Annotated in this window: 15 protein-coding genes; 11 read left to right on the top strand and 4 right to left on the bottom strand. The window is 70.2% G+C overall.

The annotated features are described in order from the left end of the window. Positions 1 to 89: 89 nt before the first annotated feature. From Amac_RS33155 to Amac_RS33115, 9 genes are read left to right on the top strand one after another with little or no spacing between them, the layout of a single operon-like run. Positions 90 to 1361, top strand: a complete 1272-nt coding sequence (locus tag Amac_RS33155) for an MmgE/PrpD family protein (protein ID WP_170322784.1) — start codon at positions 90 to 92, stop codon at positions 1359 to 1361. A 39-nt stretch (positions 1362 to 1400) separates the two neighbouring features. Then, on the top strand, positions 1401 to 2177 hold the full coding sequence (locus Amac_RS33150) for an enoyl-CoA hydratase/isomerase family protein (protein WP_155358366.1): 777 nt from the start codon (positions 1401 to 1403) through the stop codon (positions 2175 to 2177). Between the two features lie 12 nt (positions 2178 to 2189). Continuing rightward, positions 2190 to 3323: a thiolase family protein gene (locus Amac_RS33145; RefSeq protein ID WP_155358365.1), complete on the top strand. Its 1134-nt coding sequence runs from the start codon at positions 2190 to 2192 to the stop codon at positions 3321 to 3323. 1 nt (position 3324) lies between these two features. Beyond that, positions 3325 to 3732 (top strand): Zn-ribbon domain-containing OB-fold protein, encoded by a 408-nt coding sequence (locus Amac_RS33140; RefSeq protein ID WP_155358364.1) that lies wholly within the window; start codon positions 3325 to 3327, stop codon positions 3730 to 3732. Beyond that, positions 3729 to 6023, top strand: coding sequence for a CaiB/BaiF CoA transferase family protein (locus Amac_RS33135; protein ID WP_155358363.1), 2295 nt, complete (start codon positions 3729 to 3731; stop codon positions 6021 to 6023). Before Amac_RS33140 ends, Amac_RS33135 begins: the two co-directional genes overlap by 4 nt. Before the next feature lie 24 nt (positions 6024 to 6047). Next, the gene (gene tcuA, locus Amac_RS33130) at positions 6048 to 7535 is read left to right on the top strand and encodes an FAD-dependent tricarballylate dehydrogenase TcuA (protein WP_155358362.1); all 1488 of its coding nucleotides are present in this window, start codon (positions 6048 to 6050) and stop codon (positions 7533 to 7535) included. Then, the gene (locus Amac_RS33125) at positions 7535 to 8863 is read left to right on the top strand and encodes an MmgE/PrpD family protein (RefSeq protein WP_155358361.1); all 1329 of its coding nucleotides are present in this window, start codon (positions 7535 to 7537) and stop codon (positions 8861 to 8863) included. Before tcuA ends, Amac_RS33125 begins: the two co-directional genes overlap by 1 nt. Beyond that, positions 8860 to 10011: an MFS transporter gene (locus tag Amac_RS33120; protein WP_155358360.1), complete on the top strand. Its 1152-nt coding sequence runs from the start codon at positions 8860 to 8862 to the stop codon at positions 10009 to 10011. The genes Amac_RS33125 and Amac_RS33120 overlap by 4 nt, the downstream gene beginning before the upstream one ends. A gap of 58 nt (positions 10012 to 10069) precedes the next feature. Next, positions 10070 to 11305: a citrate synthase gene (locus tag Amac_RS33115; RefSeq protein ID WP_155358359.1), complete on the top strand. Its 1236-nt coding sequence runs from the start codon at positions 10070 to 10072 to the stop codon at positions 11303 to 11305. A 5-nt stretch (positions 11306 to 11310) separates the two neighbouring features. On the opposite strand, the gene Amac_RS33110 is transcribed toward Amac_RS33115, so the two are convergent. Further along, the gene (locus Amac_RS33110) at positions 11311 to 11628 is read right to left on the bottom strand and encodes a hypothetical protein (RefSeq protein WP_155358358.1); all 318 of its coding nucleotides are present in this window, start codon (positions 11626 to 11628) and stop codon (positions 11311 to 11313) included. A gap of 164 nt (positions 11629 to 11792) precedes the next feature. Beyond that, positions 11793 to 13133 carry a glutamate decarboxylase gene (gene gad / locus Amac_RS33105; RefSeq protein ID WP_155358357.1) on the bottom strand — a complete coding sequence of 447 codons (1341 nt, stop codon included), beginning with the start codon at positions 13131 to 13133 and terminating at the stop codon, positions 11793 to 11795. 169 nt (positions 13134 to 13302) lie between these two features. On the opposite strand from gad, the gene Amac_RS33100 reads away from it, so the two are divergent. Together Amac_RS33100 and Amac_RS33095 are read left to right on the top strand one after the other, a co-directional pair. Then, positions 13303 to 14454, top strand: coding sequence for an MFS transporter (locus Amac_RS33100; protein WP_170322783.1), 1152 nt, complete (start codon positions 13303 to 13305; stop codon positions 14452 to 14454). A gap of 45 nt (positions 14455 to 14499) precedes the next feature. Beyond that, the gene (locus Amac_RS33095; protein ID WP_155358355.1) at positions 14500 to 14994 is read left to right on the top strand and encodes an FBP domain-containing protein; all 495 of its coding nucleotides are present in this window, start codon (positions 14500 to 14502) and stop codon (positions 14992 to 14994) included. Here the strand turns inward: Amac_RS33095 and Amac_RS33090 are convergent. Together Amac_RS33090 and Amac_RS33085 are read right to left on the bottom strand one after the other, a co-directional pair. Further along, the gene (locus tag Amac_RS33090) at positions 14987 to 15757 is read right to left on the bottom strand and encodes a putative protein N(5)-glutamine methyltransferase (RefSeq protein WP_155358354.1); all 771 of its coding nucleotides are present in this window, start codon (positions 15755 to 15757) and stop codon (positions 14987 to 14989) included. The two genes, Amac_RS33095 and Amac_RS33090, sit on opposite strands and share 8 nt — an antisense overlap. Positions 15758 to 16131: 374 nt before the next feature. Further along, positions 16132 to 16860 (bottom strand): polysaccharide lyase family 8 super-sandwich domain-containing protein, encoded by a 729-nt coding sequence (locus Amac_RS33085; protein ID WP_246268875.1) that lies wholly within the window; start codon positions 16858 to 16860, stop codon positions 16132 to 16134. Positions 16861 to 16920: the final 60 nt, after the last annotated feature.

Raw genomic sequence — 16920 nt, 5'->3', positions numbered from 1 at the left:
CGACCTCAGGTGCCAGCGGAATTGATCGCGTCGGGTGTCCTGGTGAGCGCGATCCAGGTGTTCACGGAATTGGTCGTGCTGGTGTCCCGGTGAGCGCGACCCGGGTGCTGGCGGAATTCGTCGCCGGAGCCGCTGCCGGCCAGGACGCCACGGTGTCGCTGCTGGACACGCTGTGCGCGGCCATAGCCGGACAGGCCACCCCGTTCGGGGCGGTCGTCTCCGCGCTGGTCGAAGAGGACCTCGGTGCGGGTCCGGTGCCGGTGATCGGCCTGGACGCCACCGTTCCCGCCGCGTGGGCGGCGTGGGCGTCGGCCGGGCTGGCGCATGCCTCCGGCATGGACGACACGGCCTGCTACGGCGCGGCGGGCGCGCCGGTGTGGAGCGCGCTGCTGGCCACCGCGCATCGCGAAGGACGGCTGGAGGCCGCCCCGATGATGGACGCGTTCGGGGTGGGCGTGCGGGCCGCGTCGGCGTTGTGGCGGGCGGGGCGCTACCGGCAGGCCGACCGTGGCTTCGACGGCACGTCGGTTTTCGGGGGTATCGCCGCCGCCGCGGCTTGCGCCCGGCTGCTCGGCCTGTCCGCGGAGGCCTGCGCGGGTGCGCTGTCGATCGCGGCCTCGCACGCGGGCGGGCTGGTCGCGAACGTGACCGGCGGCGCGCGGGCCGCGCACGCCGCGTCGGCCGCGCACGCCGGAGTGCTGGCGGCCTCGCTGGCCGCCGACGGCTACGCGGGCGCGAAGGACGTCTTCGAAGCACGTCAAGGCTTCGGCGAGGCGTTCTTCGGCCGGGCCGGGCTGGAACGGCTGGCGGACGAGCTCGACCGGCCCGCTGTGGTGAAGGCGGGTTCGGTGCCCGGCCACGCCGACCACCAGCCGGTGGTCCGCGCGGTCCGGTCCCTGCTGGCCCGCGCGGGCGCGGACGTACCGCAGGCCGGGGACACGTTCGCCGCGAACCTCGTGTCGGCCGGCGCGGACGTGCTCCTGGTGGAGGTGACCGGCGTCCCGGCCACGTCGGAGGGCCTCTCGGTCGACATCCCCGTCACCCCGGAGCAGGAGCTGGTCAGCCTCCGGCACACCCTCACCCGGCTGGTGACCTCCCGGCCGGAGATCGTCATCGGCGTGAACTCCCGCTGGCACGACTCGGAAACCCTCGTCCGCCTCCGGTTGTCGACCGGCGAGGAGCTGACTGCCACGGTCGGTGAAGAAGGCGCGACCCCGGACGAGGTCCTGGCCAAATGGCGGCTCGCCGAAGCCGACCCCGCGCTGCCGCCAGCGGTCCGCTCGCGCATCGGTCTGGTCCTCGACCACTGGACAGAACGCCCTTTGCGCGTCAACGACCTGTTCTCCGCTACGTTGGGCTGATAACATGATTTATATGGATCAATGTAGTCGAGTCAATCAATGTCAGTTGATCTGAGGCTGGACGGGCCGATCGCGACGATCACCCTCAACCGGCCCGAGAAGCTCAACTCCATCGATCTCGCCATGCGCGTCGAGCTCCAGGACGTCTGGCGCGAGCTCGCCACCGACTCCCGTATCCGCGTCGCCGTCCTGACCGGCGCGGGGGAGCGGGCCTTCTGCACCGGCACCGACCTGAAGGGCGTTCCCCCGCCCGCGGACGCGTTCGCCACCCAGGCGTTCGGCTCGCCCGGCGGCGACCACCTGCTGGCCGGTCTGGACACCGACGTCCCGCTGATCGCGGCCGTCAACGGCTACGCGTTCGGCGGCGGCTTCGAGATCGCGCTGGCCTGCGACATCCGGCTCGCCGCCGAGAACGCCGAGTTCGCGCTGACCGAGGCGCGGGTCGGCAGCATCCCCGGGGCGGGCGGCACCCAGCGGCTGCCCCGGATCATCGGCCAGTCCCTGGCCATGCAGCTGCTGCTCACCGGCGACCGCCTCGCCGCGCCGGACGCGCTGCGGTGCGGGCTGGTCAGTGAGGTGCTCCCGGCCGGCGAACTGCTGCCCAGAGCCCAGGCGCTGGCCGAGCGGATCGCCCGCAACGCCCCGCTTTCCGTACGCGCGATCAAACGGCTGGTCCGGATCGGCCTGCAGGCCCCGCTGCCCGCCGCCATGGAGCTGGAACGCATGGCGTTCGGCCTGATCAGAGACACCGACGACCGCGCGGAAGGCCGCCGCGCCTTCGCCGAGAAGCGCGACCCCGACTTCCACGGCCGCTAGGAGGAAACCGAAATGACGGACATAGCGATCGTGGGGGTGGGTGCCACCCCGCAGGGGAAGCTGCCCGGCTCGACCTCGCTGTCGCTGGCCGTGGACGCGTTCATCGACGCGCTCGCGGACTCCGGGCTGGCCAAGGACGACATCGACGGGCTGCTCACCTTTCCCGGCACGACCGCGCCGGAACAAGGGCTCAACTACCTCCGCCTGGGTGAGGAACTCGGGATGAACCCGCTTTTGACCGGCAGTCTGTCGATGGGCGGGGCGAGCGCGGGGTCGCTGGTCCAGATGGCCGCCGCCGCCATCCAGGCCGGGCTGGCGACCACGGTCGCGTGCGTGTTCGGCGACGCCGCCCGCACTGGCGGCAGCCGCTTCGGGCGCGCCTCAGGCTGGGGGGATTCCTGGGGCATCTGGGGCATGTTCGGCGCCGCCGCCAACAGCGCCCTGGTGGCTTCCCGCCACATGGCCCTGTACGGCACCACCGGCGAGCAACTCGCCGAGGTCGCCGTGGCCTGCCGCTACCACGCCTCGCTGAACCCGGCCGCGGTCATGCGGACCCCGATCACCGTGGCCGACCACCAGGCCTCGCGCTGGATCGTCGAACCCCTGCGCCTGCTGGACTGCTGCCTGATCTCCGACGGCGGCGTATGCGTGATCGTCACCTCGATGGATCGCGCCAGAGACCTGAGGCAGCCGCCCGTGCGCATCGCCGGGATGGGACAGGCCCACACGAACCAGACACTGGGCAGCAAGGACTGGCTCGCCGTGCCGCACCAGCGCACCGCCGTGCACGACGCCTACCGGACGGCCGGGGTCGGGCCCGGCGACATCGACGTCGCCCAGCTGTACGACAACTTCACCATCAGCGTCCTGCTCTGGCTGGAGCATGCCGGATTCTGCGCGCCGGGAGAGGGCGGGTCCTTCGTGGAAGGCGGGCGGATCCGGCTCGGAGGTGAGCTGCCCGTCAACACGGCGGGGGGCAACCTGTCGGAGTCGTACATGGAGGGGTGGCTGCACATCGTCGAAGGTGTCCGGCAGATACGCGGGCAGGCAGGGGTCCGCCAGGTGCCCGATGCCGAAGTGTGCCTGGTCACCGGGCGTGGCATGTCCCTGAACTGCGCGAACGCCATGATCCTCACGGGAGCGTGAAATGTCGGAAATATCGCGACCTGTGCCGGTGGTGACGGAGGAGAACCGGCCGTTCTGGGAAGGGCTGGCGGAGGGGAGGCTGCTGCTTCAGCGGTGTTCGGGGTGCGGGCATCCGCGCTACCCGATCGCGCTGGTGTGCCCGCGCTGCCTGAGCAAGGAGCACGGGTGGGAGGCCATGTCGGGGCGGGGGACGGTGTTCTCGTCGGTGGTGTTCCACCAGGTCTACCATCCGGCGTTCGCGGATCGGGTGCCGTACAACGTGGCCATGGTCGAGCTCGACGAAGGCCCACTGATCATGACGAACGTGGTCGGAACCGACCAGGTCACCGTGGGAATGCCGGTTCAGGTGATCTTCACCGCCATTGAGGGCGCCGTGATCCACCAGTTCGTCCCCCGGGATCCGGAGTGAACGCGCTGGCAGGGCTCCGGGTGCTGGAGGTGGCCGGGCCGTTCGGCGGGTACTGCGGCAAGCTCCTCGCCGACCTCGGCGCCGACGTCGTGCTGGTGGAACCCCCGGGCGGTACGGCCCTGCGCCGCCAGCCCCCGATGGCCGACGGGATGAGCCTGCGGTTCGCCTACCAGAACGCCAACAAGCGGGGGATCTGCCTGGATCTGACCGACCCCGGCGACCGGGGCGCGCTGATGAAGCTGGCGGCGGGGGCCGACGTGCTGCTGCAGAGCGGGCATCCACGCCGGTTGCGGGAACGCGGTCTCGCCCCGGAACGCCTGCTGGCCGAACATCCCGAACTCGTGGTCACGAGCATCACGCCGTTCGGGTGGACCGGGCCCTACACGGGGTTCGAGGCGACCGACATCGTCTGCCTGGCGCTGGGCGGGCTGATGTCGCTGGGCGGGTACGCCGACGGCCCGCCGGTGCAGGTCTGCCAGGAGCAGTCGCACGTGATGGCCTCGCTGTTCGCCGCCGTCGGCACCCTGCTGGCCCTGCGCGCCGGGCGGGGCCAGCACGTGGACGTGTCGGCGCAGGAATCGGTGTCCTGCGCGCTGGAGAACGCCCCCCAGTTCTTCGACCTGGAAGGCGTGGTCCGCGGGCCCGCGGCCGGGATGCAACGGCACGCCGGAACCGGCCTCTATCCCTGCGCCGATGGATATGTCTACCTTTACGTGGGCGGGATCGCCTCCAGCAGGTTCTGGGTGCGGCTGACCGACTGGCTCCTCGACGAAGGGTTCGACGAGGCGGCCGAGCTGGCCGGACCGCGCTGGCGAGACCGGGCGCACCTCGAACGGGAGGACGCCAAAGAGCGGTTCGCGGAGATCTTCGGAGCGTTCGCGCGGGATCGCGGCCGCGCCGAGCTCTACCGGCAGGCGCAGGCGCGCGGCATCCCGCTGAGCCCGGTCAACACCGCCGCCGACATCGTGGCCAGCCCGCAGCTCCGGCATCGGGACTACTTCCGCCCGCTCACGCTGCCCTCAGGCCGCCGGGTGGACGCGCCTGGGCCGCCGTACGTCCTGAGCGGGACGCCGTGGCGGCAGGACCTGCCGGTGCCCGCGCCCGGCGAGCATCAGGGAATCACCTGGCCGCCCCGCGATCCCGTGGCTCCCCGCCAGGGGCGGATCCGGGTGCTGGACTTCACCTGGGTCGGGGCCGGGTCGTACACCACCAAACTCCTCGCCGACCACGGCGCGGACGTGATCAAAGTCGAGAGCGCGGCGCATCTGGACAGCCTGCGCACCGGGCCGCCGTTCGCCGGGGGAGTGCCGGGGATCAACCGCAGCGGCTACTTCGCCGAGCGGAACACCAGCAAACGCGGCATCACGCTGGACCTGAAAACGCCCGAAGGCCGCGAAATCGCCCAGCGGCTGGCCGCCACCGCGGACGTCGTGGCCAACAACTTCCGGCCCGGCGTGATGGAGAGCCTCGGCCTCGGCTACCAGGAACTGCGGGCGAACAATCCCGGGCTGGTCTACCTGTCCATGTCCATGCAGGGCGGTTCCGGGCCGGAACGCGACTACCTCGGATACGGCCTGACCATCGGCGCGCTCGTCGGCCTCACCCACCTGACCGGACTGCCCGGCCGCTACCCGGCCGGAACCGGGACCAACTACCCCGACCACGTGCCCAACCCGGGCCACGCCGCCGTCGCCGTGCTGGCCGCGCTCCGGCACCGCGACCGCACCGGCCAGGGCCAGCACATCGACATCGCCCAGACGGAACCCACCATCGCCGCCATCGGCCCGGCGATCATGGAGTGGACGGCGAACGGAACCGACCCCGGGCCGATGGGGAACGCTCATCCGGTCTGGTCCCCGCACGGCGTCTACCGCTGCCGCGACTCCTGGATCGCCCTGGCCGTCCGCTCGGAAACCGAATGGCAGGCCCTCCGGACGACTCTGGACATCGAGGCTCCGGGCGAAATTTCCGGAAAAATCGCTGCTTGGGATGCTGAGAAGCTGATGAACGCCCTCCAGGACCAGGGCGTTCCGGCCGGCGTCGTCCGGGACGCGCCGGGCGTGATCACCGACCCCCAGCTCGTCCACCGCGGCCACTGGCAGCGCCTCACTCACCCCGAAATGGGACCCAGCCTCTATGGCATGCCGCCTTTCCGCCTCTCCGCCACCCCCGGCGACCTCCACTCTCCCGCCCCCCTGCTCGGCCAGCACACCCGCGAAGTCCTCACCGGCGTGCTCGCCCTGACCGACGCCGAGATCGACCGCCTCACCCGCGACAACGTCCTGCGCTGAACCCCGAAGGAAAAGGACACCGCAATGCACGAGGAACACCACCACTACGACGTCGTCATCGTGGGCGGCGGCAACGCCGGGCTCTGCGCCGCCCAGGCCGCCCTCGACCTGGGCGTCTCCGTCGCCGTGCTGGAGAAGGCGCCCCGCGAGGAGCGTGGCGGCAACAGCGCGCTGACCGGCCACATGCGCTTCACCTACGACAGCGTCGACGACCTGGCCCCGCTCATCGACGACCCGGACCCCGCCCAGCTGGCCGCCATCCACGACAAGCTGCCCAGCCGCACCAAGGACGTGCTGTGGGACGAGGTCATGCGGACCACAGCCGGGCTCGCCGACCCCGACCTGCTCAAGGTGCACGTGGAGCGGGCCTACCCGACGATCCTGTGGCTGCGCGGGAAGGGCCACTCGTGGACGCCCAACCTCGCGCCGACGGCCGGGAACACCATGCAGATGGACGGGCGCGGCTACCGGCTGCAGGAACGGCACTTCACCAGCGTGGAGAAGTCGGGCGGGCAGGTGTTCTACGACACCGCGATGAGCGAGCTGCTGCAAGGGCGTGACGGCGAGGTCGTGGGCGTGCGGGCGCTCACCCCTGAGGGCGGGGTGACATTCCACGCCAAGGCCGTGGTGCTGGCCTGCGGAGGGTTCGAGTCGAATCCGGAGATGCGGGCCAAATACCTGGGGCCTGGCTGGGACACGGTGAAGATGCGCGGCGTGCCGTACAACACGGGGGACGGGCTCAACGCGGCGCTGGCCATCGGCGCGCTGCCGCACGGGAGCTGGAGCAGCTGCCACGCCTCGCCGCAGGACATCGCGCGGCCCGCGTTCACGCTGCCGTCCTCGGTGCCGAAGGGCGGGCTGCGGACCAGCAGGTACGCCTACCCGTACAGCATCATGGTCAACACCGACGGGTACCGGTTCGTGGACGAGGCCAGCGATGTGCGCGGGCGGACGTACGCCAAGATGGGGCGGGCGGTGCTGGCGCAGCCGGGGGGCGTGGCGTACCAGATCTTCGGGGCGAACGCGCGGCGGCAGGGGCTGCTGGAGGATTACGACCGGAACAACGCGACCGGCGTGACGGGCGACACGCTCGACGACATCGCCGCGCAGCTGGGGATCAACGCGGAGAATCTGCGGGAGACGGTCGCGGCCTACAACCAGGCGATCCAGCCGGGTCCGGCCAATCCGAATCCGTTCACGCTGGACGGGAAGCGGACGCGGGGGCTCACGCCCGACAAGAGCAACTACTCCATCGACATCGTGGAAGGGCCTTTCGAGGCGTACGGGGTGTGTTGCGGGATCACGTTCACCTTTGGCGGGCTCAAGGTGAATCCGGAGACCGCGCGCGTGCAGCACACCTCAGGTCGTGAAATTTCCGGCCTTTATACGGCGGGGGAGATGCTGGGCGGGTTGTGGCACTGGAACTATCCGTCCGGCTCGGGGATGATGGCCGGCGCGATCTTCGGGCGGATCGCGGGGACCAGCGCCGCCCGCGCCGCGCTGGCGAACTGATGGCGCGAGGAACCGGGCAGCTGGTCGAGTTCGCGGCGGGCGCCCGCTACGAGCAGCTGCCCGCCGCGGTCGTCGAAGCGGCCAAAGTGGTCATCCTTGACGGCTTCGCGAACATGATCGCGGGGTCTCGGCAGCCGGTGTCCGGATATATCCGGACCTATTTCACTGCGCAGGGTGGGAACCCGGAGGCGACCGTGGCCGGGGCTCGGCTGCCCGCGAGCAGTGCCGCGTTCGTCAACGGGGTGGCGCTGCACTGCCTCGACTACGAGGTGCAGGGATACCCGTCCGCGCACGGCACCTCCTCCATCCTGCCCGCCGTCCTCGCGCTGGCCGAACGCGCCGGCGCCTCCGGCGCGGACGTGATCACCGCCTTCGCGGTCGGCTGGGACGTGCAGCAGCGGCTGCGCACGGCCGGGGAGAAGGCGCCCCCGCGCGGCTTCCACCCGCCCGGCGTGGTCGGCCCGATGGGCGCGGTCGCCGCCGCCGCCAACCTGCTCCGCCTGCCCGAGGCCGCCACCGCCGCCGCGTTCGGCCTGGCCGCCTCCCGGGCCGGCGGCCTGTTCGCCAACAACGGCACGATGGCCAAGGCCCTGCACCCCGGCGGCGCGGCCAGGGCCGGAGTCGAGTGCGCCGGCCTGGCCGCCTGCGGGGTCACCGCCAACCCGGCCATCCTGGAAGATCACCGCGGCTACGTGGCGGCTTTCTTCGGCGAGGCGTACGACGAGAAGGCCCTGGGCACGGCCCACCACCTGGTCGATCCGGGCTTCGCGATCAAACGGTTTCCCGCCGAGATCTTCATGCAATGGCCGATGGAGGCCATGCGGACCCTGCGCGAGGAGGAAGGGCTCGATCCGGGCGAGGTGGCGGAGATCGTCGTCGAGCCGCCGGTGTTCCGGGCGGATCTGTCCCGGCCGTCGCCGGAGAGCGGGCTGGACGGCAAGTTCAGCTACGAGTACTGCGTCGCCGTCGCGCTCACCCAGCCCGAGGTCAGGATCGGGTCGTTCGCGGATGCGGTGCTGCGTTCGGAGGTGATGCAGGAGACGCTGCCGAAGATCCGGCTTGTCCACAATCCCGATATTCCCCGGGACAAGGCGCATACCTGGGCGCGGGTGACCGTACACACCCATGACGGGCGCACGTTGGCGCGGACGTGCCGTCGCTATCTCGGTGCGATCGGGCGGCCGATGGACCGGGAGACCCGGCTGCGCAAGGTCGCCGACTGCCTGTCGGAGGCGTCCCGCTCGTGGGAGCCGCTCGTGGACGTGGTCGAACGGCTGGAAACCCTGCCCGATCTGAGCGAGCTCGTCCAGCTCATCGCGGACGAATGAGCCGCCTGGGCGGCCTGGCGCCGATCATGGGGTTCTCGGTGATCTACTACACCCAGCTCCACATGACCAAGCCGTTCGTTCCCCTGTACGCCGCCAGCGCGGGCGCCGGGCTGGCCGGAGTGGGGGTGGTCGCCGCCGCCGGAGCGTTGCTGCCGATCTTCATCGCGTTGCCGGTGGGGATCCTGGCGGACCGGCGCGGAACGCGTACCGTCCTGGTCGCCGGGTCGGCGCTCAGCCTGGCCGCGCTGCTGCTCCTGGCCACCGGACCCGGCCTGGCCCTGATCCTGGTGGCCCAGCTGCTGGCCGGAGCCGGGCAGCTGATGACCCTGGTCGCCTCCCAGTCCCGGGTCGCCGGGCTCTCCTCCGGCCGCGGCGCGGAACGCAGTTTCAGCGTCTACACCATGGTCGCCTCGGTCGGCCAGATCCTCGGCCCGCTCGGCGGCGGCTTCCTGGTCACCCGGGCCGGCTACCCCGGCATGTTCCTGTTCGCGGCCGGTCTCGCCCTGCTGGCCCTGACCGCCGCCCTGATCTTCCCGAAGATCTCCGGCACCCACGCGCCCCCGCCCCGGCAGGAGGCCAGCCGCGCCCGCATCCTGTGGTACCTGCGCGACCCGCCGACCCGGATCGCCATCCTGATGAGCTGCCTGATCGCCGCCCCCGACACGCTGCGCACCTCGCTGCTGCCCGTCTACCTGGAGACCGCCGCCCAGCTCACCGTCCAGCAGGTCGGATACGTGCTGAGCCTGTTCTCCATCACCGGCCTGTTCGCCCGCCTGCTCATGCCGCTCCTGGCCGACCGGCTGGGGCCGCTCACCCTGATGGCCGCCATCGGCGTCGTCGTGGCGGTCGTGCTGGCCGCGATCCCGTTCACGGCGTCGGTGGCGGTGCTCGCCGTCCTGGTCGCGCTCCTCGGCCTGGCCTTCGGCATGGGCAAGCCGCTCAGCATGGCGCTGGTGGTGAACGAGGCCCAGGCCGACGAGCTCGGCCTGGTGGTGGCGCTCCGCGTCACCGGCAACCGGGTCACCGACTTCGTCGCGCCGCTGTGCTTCGGATTCGCCGCCGCCGCGGCCGGGGTGGGCGCCGGATTCGGGCTGGGTGCGGCCCTGATCGGGCTCGGCACCATCCCGCTGTGGTGGCGTCGTCGTTGACTGCGTCTCTGGTAAATTGATCCATGAAATCAACCTCTCATGCTGGCAGGGAAACGGGTTGCGCGCTCAGGGGCAGTTCAGCGAGGACATGAGCCGGTGGCTGACCGCCGAAGAGGTCGCCGACCGCCTGAAGATCAAGCGCGAAACCGTGTACGCGTACGTGAGCCGGGGGCGGCTGCGCAGCAGGCGGGCCGACGACGGGCGCGGCAGCGTCTTCAACCCCGCCGACGTGGAACGGCTGTCGGCCAAGGTCAAGGGAGCCCGGCGGCGGCAGCCGGACGTGCTCGAATCCGAGATCACGCTGATCGCCGCCGACGACATCTACTACCGCGGGCACAGCGCCAGGGAACTCGCGCTGACGGCCACCTTCGAGCAGGTCGCCTGCCTGCTGTGGGGGAGCACCAAGGCCACGGCCGTCTGGGTGCCCTCGGAGAGCACGCGGCGGTTCTGCCGCAAGGTGATCGCGGAACTGCCGTCCAGCGTGCTCCCGGTCGACCTGATCAAGGTCGTCGCCGCCTGCGTCGCGACCGTGGAGCCGCCGGACTGGGACTTCACCCCCGACGTCATCGCCACCACCGCGCAGCGGGTGCTCGCCACCCTGCTCGCCTCGCTGCCCGAGCAGTCCCCGCCCGCCGACGCCGCCGCCTTCGCCGGACCGGCCTCCCCGATGGCCGCCCTGCTCTGGTCCCGGCTGTGCGATCGCCCGCCCGCCGAGGCCGAGGTGAAGCTCCTCAACGCCACGATGATCATCCTCGCCGACCACGACCTGGCCTCGGCGACCTTCGTGGCCCGCACGGCCGCCCGCGCCGGGGTCGAGCCCAGCGGCATCGTCCGGCTCGGCATCGACGTCGGCAGCGGCCCGGTCAAGGGCGCGGCCTCGCTCGCCATCGAGACCCTGCTGCACAACCTCAACTCCCGCGACGGCGTCGAAGCCGCCCTGACCCGGCGGTTGCGGCAGGGCGACCCCATTCCGGGATTCGGGCATCCGGTCTATCCCGAAGGGGACACCCGGGCCTCGTTCATCCTCGACGAACTGCGCAAATCGCATGCGGGGAACGAGCGGCTGGCCACCGTGGAGGAGGTCATCCAGATCCAGCTCCGGCGCGGCCTGCCGCCGCCCAACGCGGGATTCGCCCTGGCGGCGCTGACGTACGTGCTGGGCATGGTGCCCGGGGCGGGGGAGGCCATCTTCGTGCTGTCCCGAGCGGCCGGGTGGATCGCCCACGCCATCGAGGAGTACAACAGCGAACCCCTCGAACGCCTGCAATCGGTGTACGTGGGCCCGCCGGTCTGAGGCTTTCAGCCGGTCGGTACGGCCGTCCGGCCGGTCAGCATGATCGGTAACGCGGCCATGGCCGGGGCCAGGGCGAACAGGATGACGGCCAGGACCGGGTCGCCGTTGTTGTCGATCGCGGCGAAGGCCGCCGCCAGGGCGTACGCCAGGACCGACGAGGCCAGCAGCGGCGGGGCGGCTTTCCAGCGGGTCCAGGTCGCCGCGAAGGCGAGCAGGAGCAGGAGCTGGGCCGCGAGCATGGCCAGCATGGAGCGGTAGGTGGCGTCGGGGGCGTCGTCGGTCAGGTTCTGGATGGACACCAGAAACCAGGGGGCGACTGTCACCAGTCCCAGTAAGGAACACCAACGACGAGGCATGGGCACCATCCAAGGCGGGGCGGATTCGCCACCATTGGGTGAGTATTACCTACCCAAGGCGGTAAATCGAGTGCCTGTCGGGACAGGGGTGGGACAAATCCTATTTTGGGACTTTCCCAATGGCGCTGCGCCTAATGATGGAAGCCGACTTGTCGGCGCTTGGGGGAGACGCCGGTCAGTTCCTTGATGCCGCGGCGGATGTCCTGCGCGAGCAGGGAGACGACGTCGCGGCTGATCCCATGACGGACGAGGACGCGTTGCACGACCGTTTCCTGGCGGTTGGCGGGCAGCGGGTATGAGGGGACCTGCCAGCCTTTGATCCGTAGCTGGGTGGAAAGGTCGTAGAGGGAGAAGCCCGCGTCCTCGGTCGTGGTGTAGCAGACGGCGGGGAGGGCGCCGTCGCCGCCGTACAAAAGGGTGAAAGGGCCCATGCGCTCGATCTGTCCCGCGAGGTGGGCGGCGGTGTCCAGGCAGACGCGCTGGATCGCCGTGTAGCCTGCGCGGCCGAGGCGCAGGAAGTTGTAGTACTGGGCGACGATCTCCCCGGCGGGGCGGCTGAAGTTGAGGGCGAACGTCGGCATCTCGCCGCCCAGGTAGTCGACGCGGAAGACGAGTTCCTCCGGGAGCAGGTCGGCGGTGCGCCAGACCACCCAGCCGACGCCGAGCGGGGCGAGGCCGTACTTGTGGCCGGAGGAGTTGATCGAGGCCACGCGGGGGATGCGGAAGTCCCATTCCAGCTCGGGCTGCACGAAGGGCGCGATGAATCCGCCGCTGGCGGCGTCGACGTGGAGGGGGATGTCGAGGCCGGTGTCGGCCTGGATGGCGTCCAGTTCGGCGGCGAGGGCGGCGACCGGCTCGTAGTCGCAGGTGTAGGTGACGCCGAGAATGGCCACCACGCCGATGGTGTTCTCGTCGACGTGGTCGCGGAGCTGATTCGGCCGCAGGCCGGTCGCGCCGGGCTCCAGCGGGACCTGCCGGAGTTCGACGTCGAAATAGCGGGCGAACTTCTCCCAGCAGACCTGGACCGGGCCGCACACCAGGTTGGGCCGCCCGGCGCCGCGCCAGCGCCATTTCAGCGCGAGCCCGGCCAGCATGGCGGCCTCGCTCGATCCCGTCGTCGAGCAGCCGATCGTACGCGCGCCGCTCGGGCTGTTCCACAGGTTGGCCAGGATGTGCACGCACCGGGACTCGATCTCCGCGGTCTGCGGGTACTCATCCTTGTCGATCATGTTCTTGCCGAGGCAGTCGTCCATCAGGCGGTGGATTTCCGGTTCCGTCCAGGTCGTGCAGAAGGTGGCGAGATTCTGCGCGGAGTTGCCGTCGAGGGCGAGTTCATCCCGGATCAGGGCGTAAACCGTGCGAGGGTCGCTGGGCTCTCGGGGAATGACGAATTTGGGCAAGGTCCGCCCGCCAAGATGTCCGGAATAGATGTCCTGGTACTCATTCTCGGCGAAATCAGTGGCGTGGAGCATCCTCAGGTCCTGCCCGTTTCACCGGGCAGGACTGCTCGCATTAGCCGGGAAATATCCCTGTGCTGCCATATATTTGGATCTTGGCGAGCTCGCCTCACGTATGCCAGGCTCCCGGTGTCTGCAAAATCTATTTGGGGGACTTGTGAGAGTTCTGGGCGGTCCATTGCGGGTGCCTGTCGTGCTGGCGTACGCGGCGTTCGTGCTGGTCGGGTTGAGCGCCGGCGCCAACGGGGTGGTGCTGGCGGCGCAGATCGGCGATTACGAAGTCGACAAGGCGACGATCGGGATCACCTTCTTCACCTTCTCGGCCGGGTTCATGCTCGCCGGGGCCACCTCGGGGGCGCTGATCCACCGGCTGGGGACACGATACGCGCTGGCCGTGGGTGGAGGAGCGTTCCTGGCGGCGTCCCTGTACATGGCGATCCGGCCGTCTTTCGTGGGACTTGTCGCGGTTCAGGTGCTGGCGGGGTACGGCACGGGGTTGATGGAATCGGTGCTCAACGCGTACCTGACCGAGCTGCCGTCGGCCACGACGCTGCTCAACCATCTGCACGCGTTCTTCGGGGTGGGGGCGCTGCTGGGGCCGTTGCTGGCCGCCTGGCTGGTGGGATTCCTGCCGTGGACGGCGGTGGTGCTGGTGCTCGGGCTCATCACCGTGCCGCTGATCATCGGGTTCCTGGCCACCTACCCTCGCCGGGAAACCGCGACCGGCGAGGAAGCCGGGACCGGCGAAGCGCGGCCACGATTGCTGCCCGCCGTGCTGCGCACCCCGGTCGTGCTGCTGGCGTCGGTGTTCCTGGCGGTGTACGTCGGGCTGGAGATCGGCGTCGGCAACTGGGGATTCACGTTCCTCATCGAGGAGCACGCGCAGCCGGAGCTGGCCGCCGGATACACCGTCAGCGGATACTGGCTCGGGTTGACGCTGGGCCGGTTCCTGATCAGCCCGATCGCGGTCAGGTTTGGGATCGGTGCCGGCGCGATGACCTTCGGCTGCCTGGCCGGGGTGGCCGCGTCCGCGCTGCTGATCTGGGTGGCGCCGGTGTTCGCGGTGGCCGTAGCCGGGTTCGTGCTGCTCGGGTTCTTCCTCGGGCCGATCTTCCCGACCGCCATGGCGGTGGTGCCCAACCTGACCTCGGATCGGCTGGTGCCCACCGCCATCGGCGTGATCAACGGATTCTCGGTCGTCGGCGGCGCCGCGCTCCCGTGGCTGGCCGGGGCCGTCGCGCAGGGCGTCGGCGTGTGGACGCTGATGCCGTTCGCCGTCGTCCTCGCCCTGGTGCAGGTCGTGCTCTGGCGAATGATCGTCAGCCGCTGGCGCTGAGAAAACGGCTTGGGCGCGACCTGGGGCCGCCGGTACCTTCGGGGCATGCAAGCGGTAACTGAGCAGGAGATTCGCGGTTCGTTCGTCAACTGCTCCAAGGGTGAGGCCAAGCGCCTGGCCGTGCCGAGGGATCTCGCCGATCGGCCGTGGGAGGATCTGGACTTCCTGGGGTGGCTCGACCCCGCCGCGCCTGATCGCAGCTACCTCGTCACCGAATACGGGGACCAGCTGATCGGCGTGGCGTTGCGGTTTCCCGGGCAGGCGCGGGCCTTCCTGCAGCGGTCCATGTGCTCGTTGTGCCAGACCACGCATCCCGGGAACGGGGTGTCGCTGATGACCGCCAGGAAGGCGGGTCTGGCCGGACGAGAGAACAATTCCGTTGGTTTGTATATGTGCACCGACATGGCCTGCTCGCTCTACGTGCGCGGAAAGAAGGTCCCGGACGTGGGCGGGCGATTCGAGGAGTCGCTGACCGAGGCCGAGCTGATCGAGCGGACCCGGGGCCGGCTGACGGCGTTTCTGGGCAAGCTCTTCAGCTGATCGGGGCTCCGATCACGACGGTGGCGTCCAGGTCGTCGGAGCCGGTCACGCGGGGGAGCAGGCCGCCGCGGGCGACCGCTTCGGCGGTGCTGGCGGCCTGGCGGGCGCTGGTCTCGACCAGCAGGTGGCCGCCGGGGGCGAGCCATTCCGCGGCCCGGGCGGTCACCCGGCGGACGACGTCCAGGCCGTCCGCGCCACCGTCGAGGGCGATCATGGGCTCGTGCACGCGGGCTTCGGCGGGGAGCAGGCCGATCGCGCCGGTGGGGACATAAGGGGCGCTGGCCACCAGGATGTCGACGCGTCCGCGCAAGTCCCGCGGCAGCGGGTCGTAGAGGTCGCCCTGGTAGACCGCGGTGTCGAGGTTGCGCCTCGCGCACCGTACCGCGATCGGGTCGATGTCGACCGCGTGCAGCTCGACCTGGCCGAGGGCGGCGACCAGGGCCGCGCCCACCGCGCCCGAGCCGCAGCACAGGTCCACGATCACGGCCCCGCCGCCGGCCAGGGCCAGCGCCTGCTCGACCAGGAATTCGGTACGGCGCCGCGGCACGAACACCCCGGGATCCACGGCGATCCGCAGACCACAGAATTCCGCCCAGCCGAGGACATGTTCCAGCGGGAGCCCCGCGACGCGCCGGTCGACCATACCCGCGAGATCATCCGGGGTTCTGGCGGTGGAGACGAGCAGTTCCGCCTCGTCCTCGGCGAACACGCAGCCTGCGGCGCGCAGCCGGATGACGATGGCGGGCAAGGTGAGAAGCGACATAGAAGCCTTCCGGGGATGCCGAAGGGCGCTCTCGATGTCACCTAGAAACGGCCACGAGAGGAGAGCACCCGGCCTGATCTGGCGGTAATGGGTCTCACCTCCTTCGTACGTAGGGCCAGACTACCTGACGCGATGGCCCTCGCGCGGGCTTCTGGCCTGCGCATCCGCTTGACCAGGGGCACTCATGCGGGGTTGTGCGGAATGCCGATCACGCGTGATGCTTTGAAATATCCCCATGGCAGCGGGTATTTTTGCGGCAACCGAAATCCGGCCACAGCGTGCTGGGTCGGAGGTGGTTCCGGCTGTTGCGGCGGCGGTGGTGGGCCTGTGGGGGATCACCACCCCGTCGTTCTGGCGGGATGAATCGGTGCACGTTAGGCCGAGATCGTGACGGTGATCGACGTGCCGTGCTGGTGGGAGAGATCGCCGAAGGTGAGGGTGAGCTGCCGGCCGGGGGTGGCGTTGGTCACGAGAGGGTGGGATTGAAGGATCTTGGTGGTCGGGCGGTGCCAGGTCACGGTGAGTTCGGTGAGGTCGCGCCGGGGGTCCGACACGGACACGGTGGCGGTGCCGTCGGGGTTCTCCCTGGCGAGGACGGCGCAAGGGGCGGAGGCAGTCAGCGGGCCCGCGGTTCCTTCGTTCCAGAAGTTGGCGGCGGTGATCCCGAGGGAGGGGATCCGTACCGCTTGCTGCCGCGCCGTGTTGGCGAGGACGTCCACCCAGGCGAGGTCGGCGGCGCGGGCCTGCGTTTCTTCCGCACTCGCCCCCGGAAGAAGCATGTAGAAATATCCCGCTGAGGTGGGATCCACTCCATGATCTAGCCAGAGCGTGGCATAGCTCCGGCTCACCTGCCCATGCGTGCGTTTTTCCTGGAGCGTACGAACTTCCCCCGGCACGACATATCCGCCATGCCCCTCCAAATACGCCCAGTTCTCGCCGCGGGTAAGCGACGTTTCCGTCCTGCGGTTATCCACGATGGTTTCGACAGGCACGCCGTCCTCGCTGGCAATCCCCGCCCCTAAGCAGACAATCGCATCATCAAGGAAGAACCATGACTTGAATGCCTCCATCGTGCTTTCCAGCCCATTCAAGTGCTGACCCACCGTCGCGTACAGACCGTCGGTCGCGCCCCCCACCCACCGCCCCGGCGGACAGGTATCCCC

It is taken from the genome of Acrocarpospora macrocephala, from assembly GCF_009687865.1.
GTDB classification, from domain to species: Bacteria; Actinomycetota; Actinomycetes; order Streptosporangiales; family Streptosporangiaceae; genus Acrocarpospora; species Acrocarpospora macrocephala.
The sequence above is the reverse complement of the archived record's forward strand: the minus strand, read 5'-3'. Positions and strand labels throughout refer to the sequence as shown.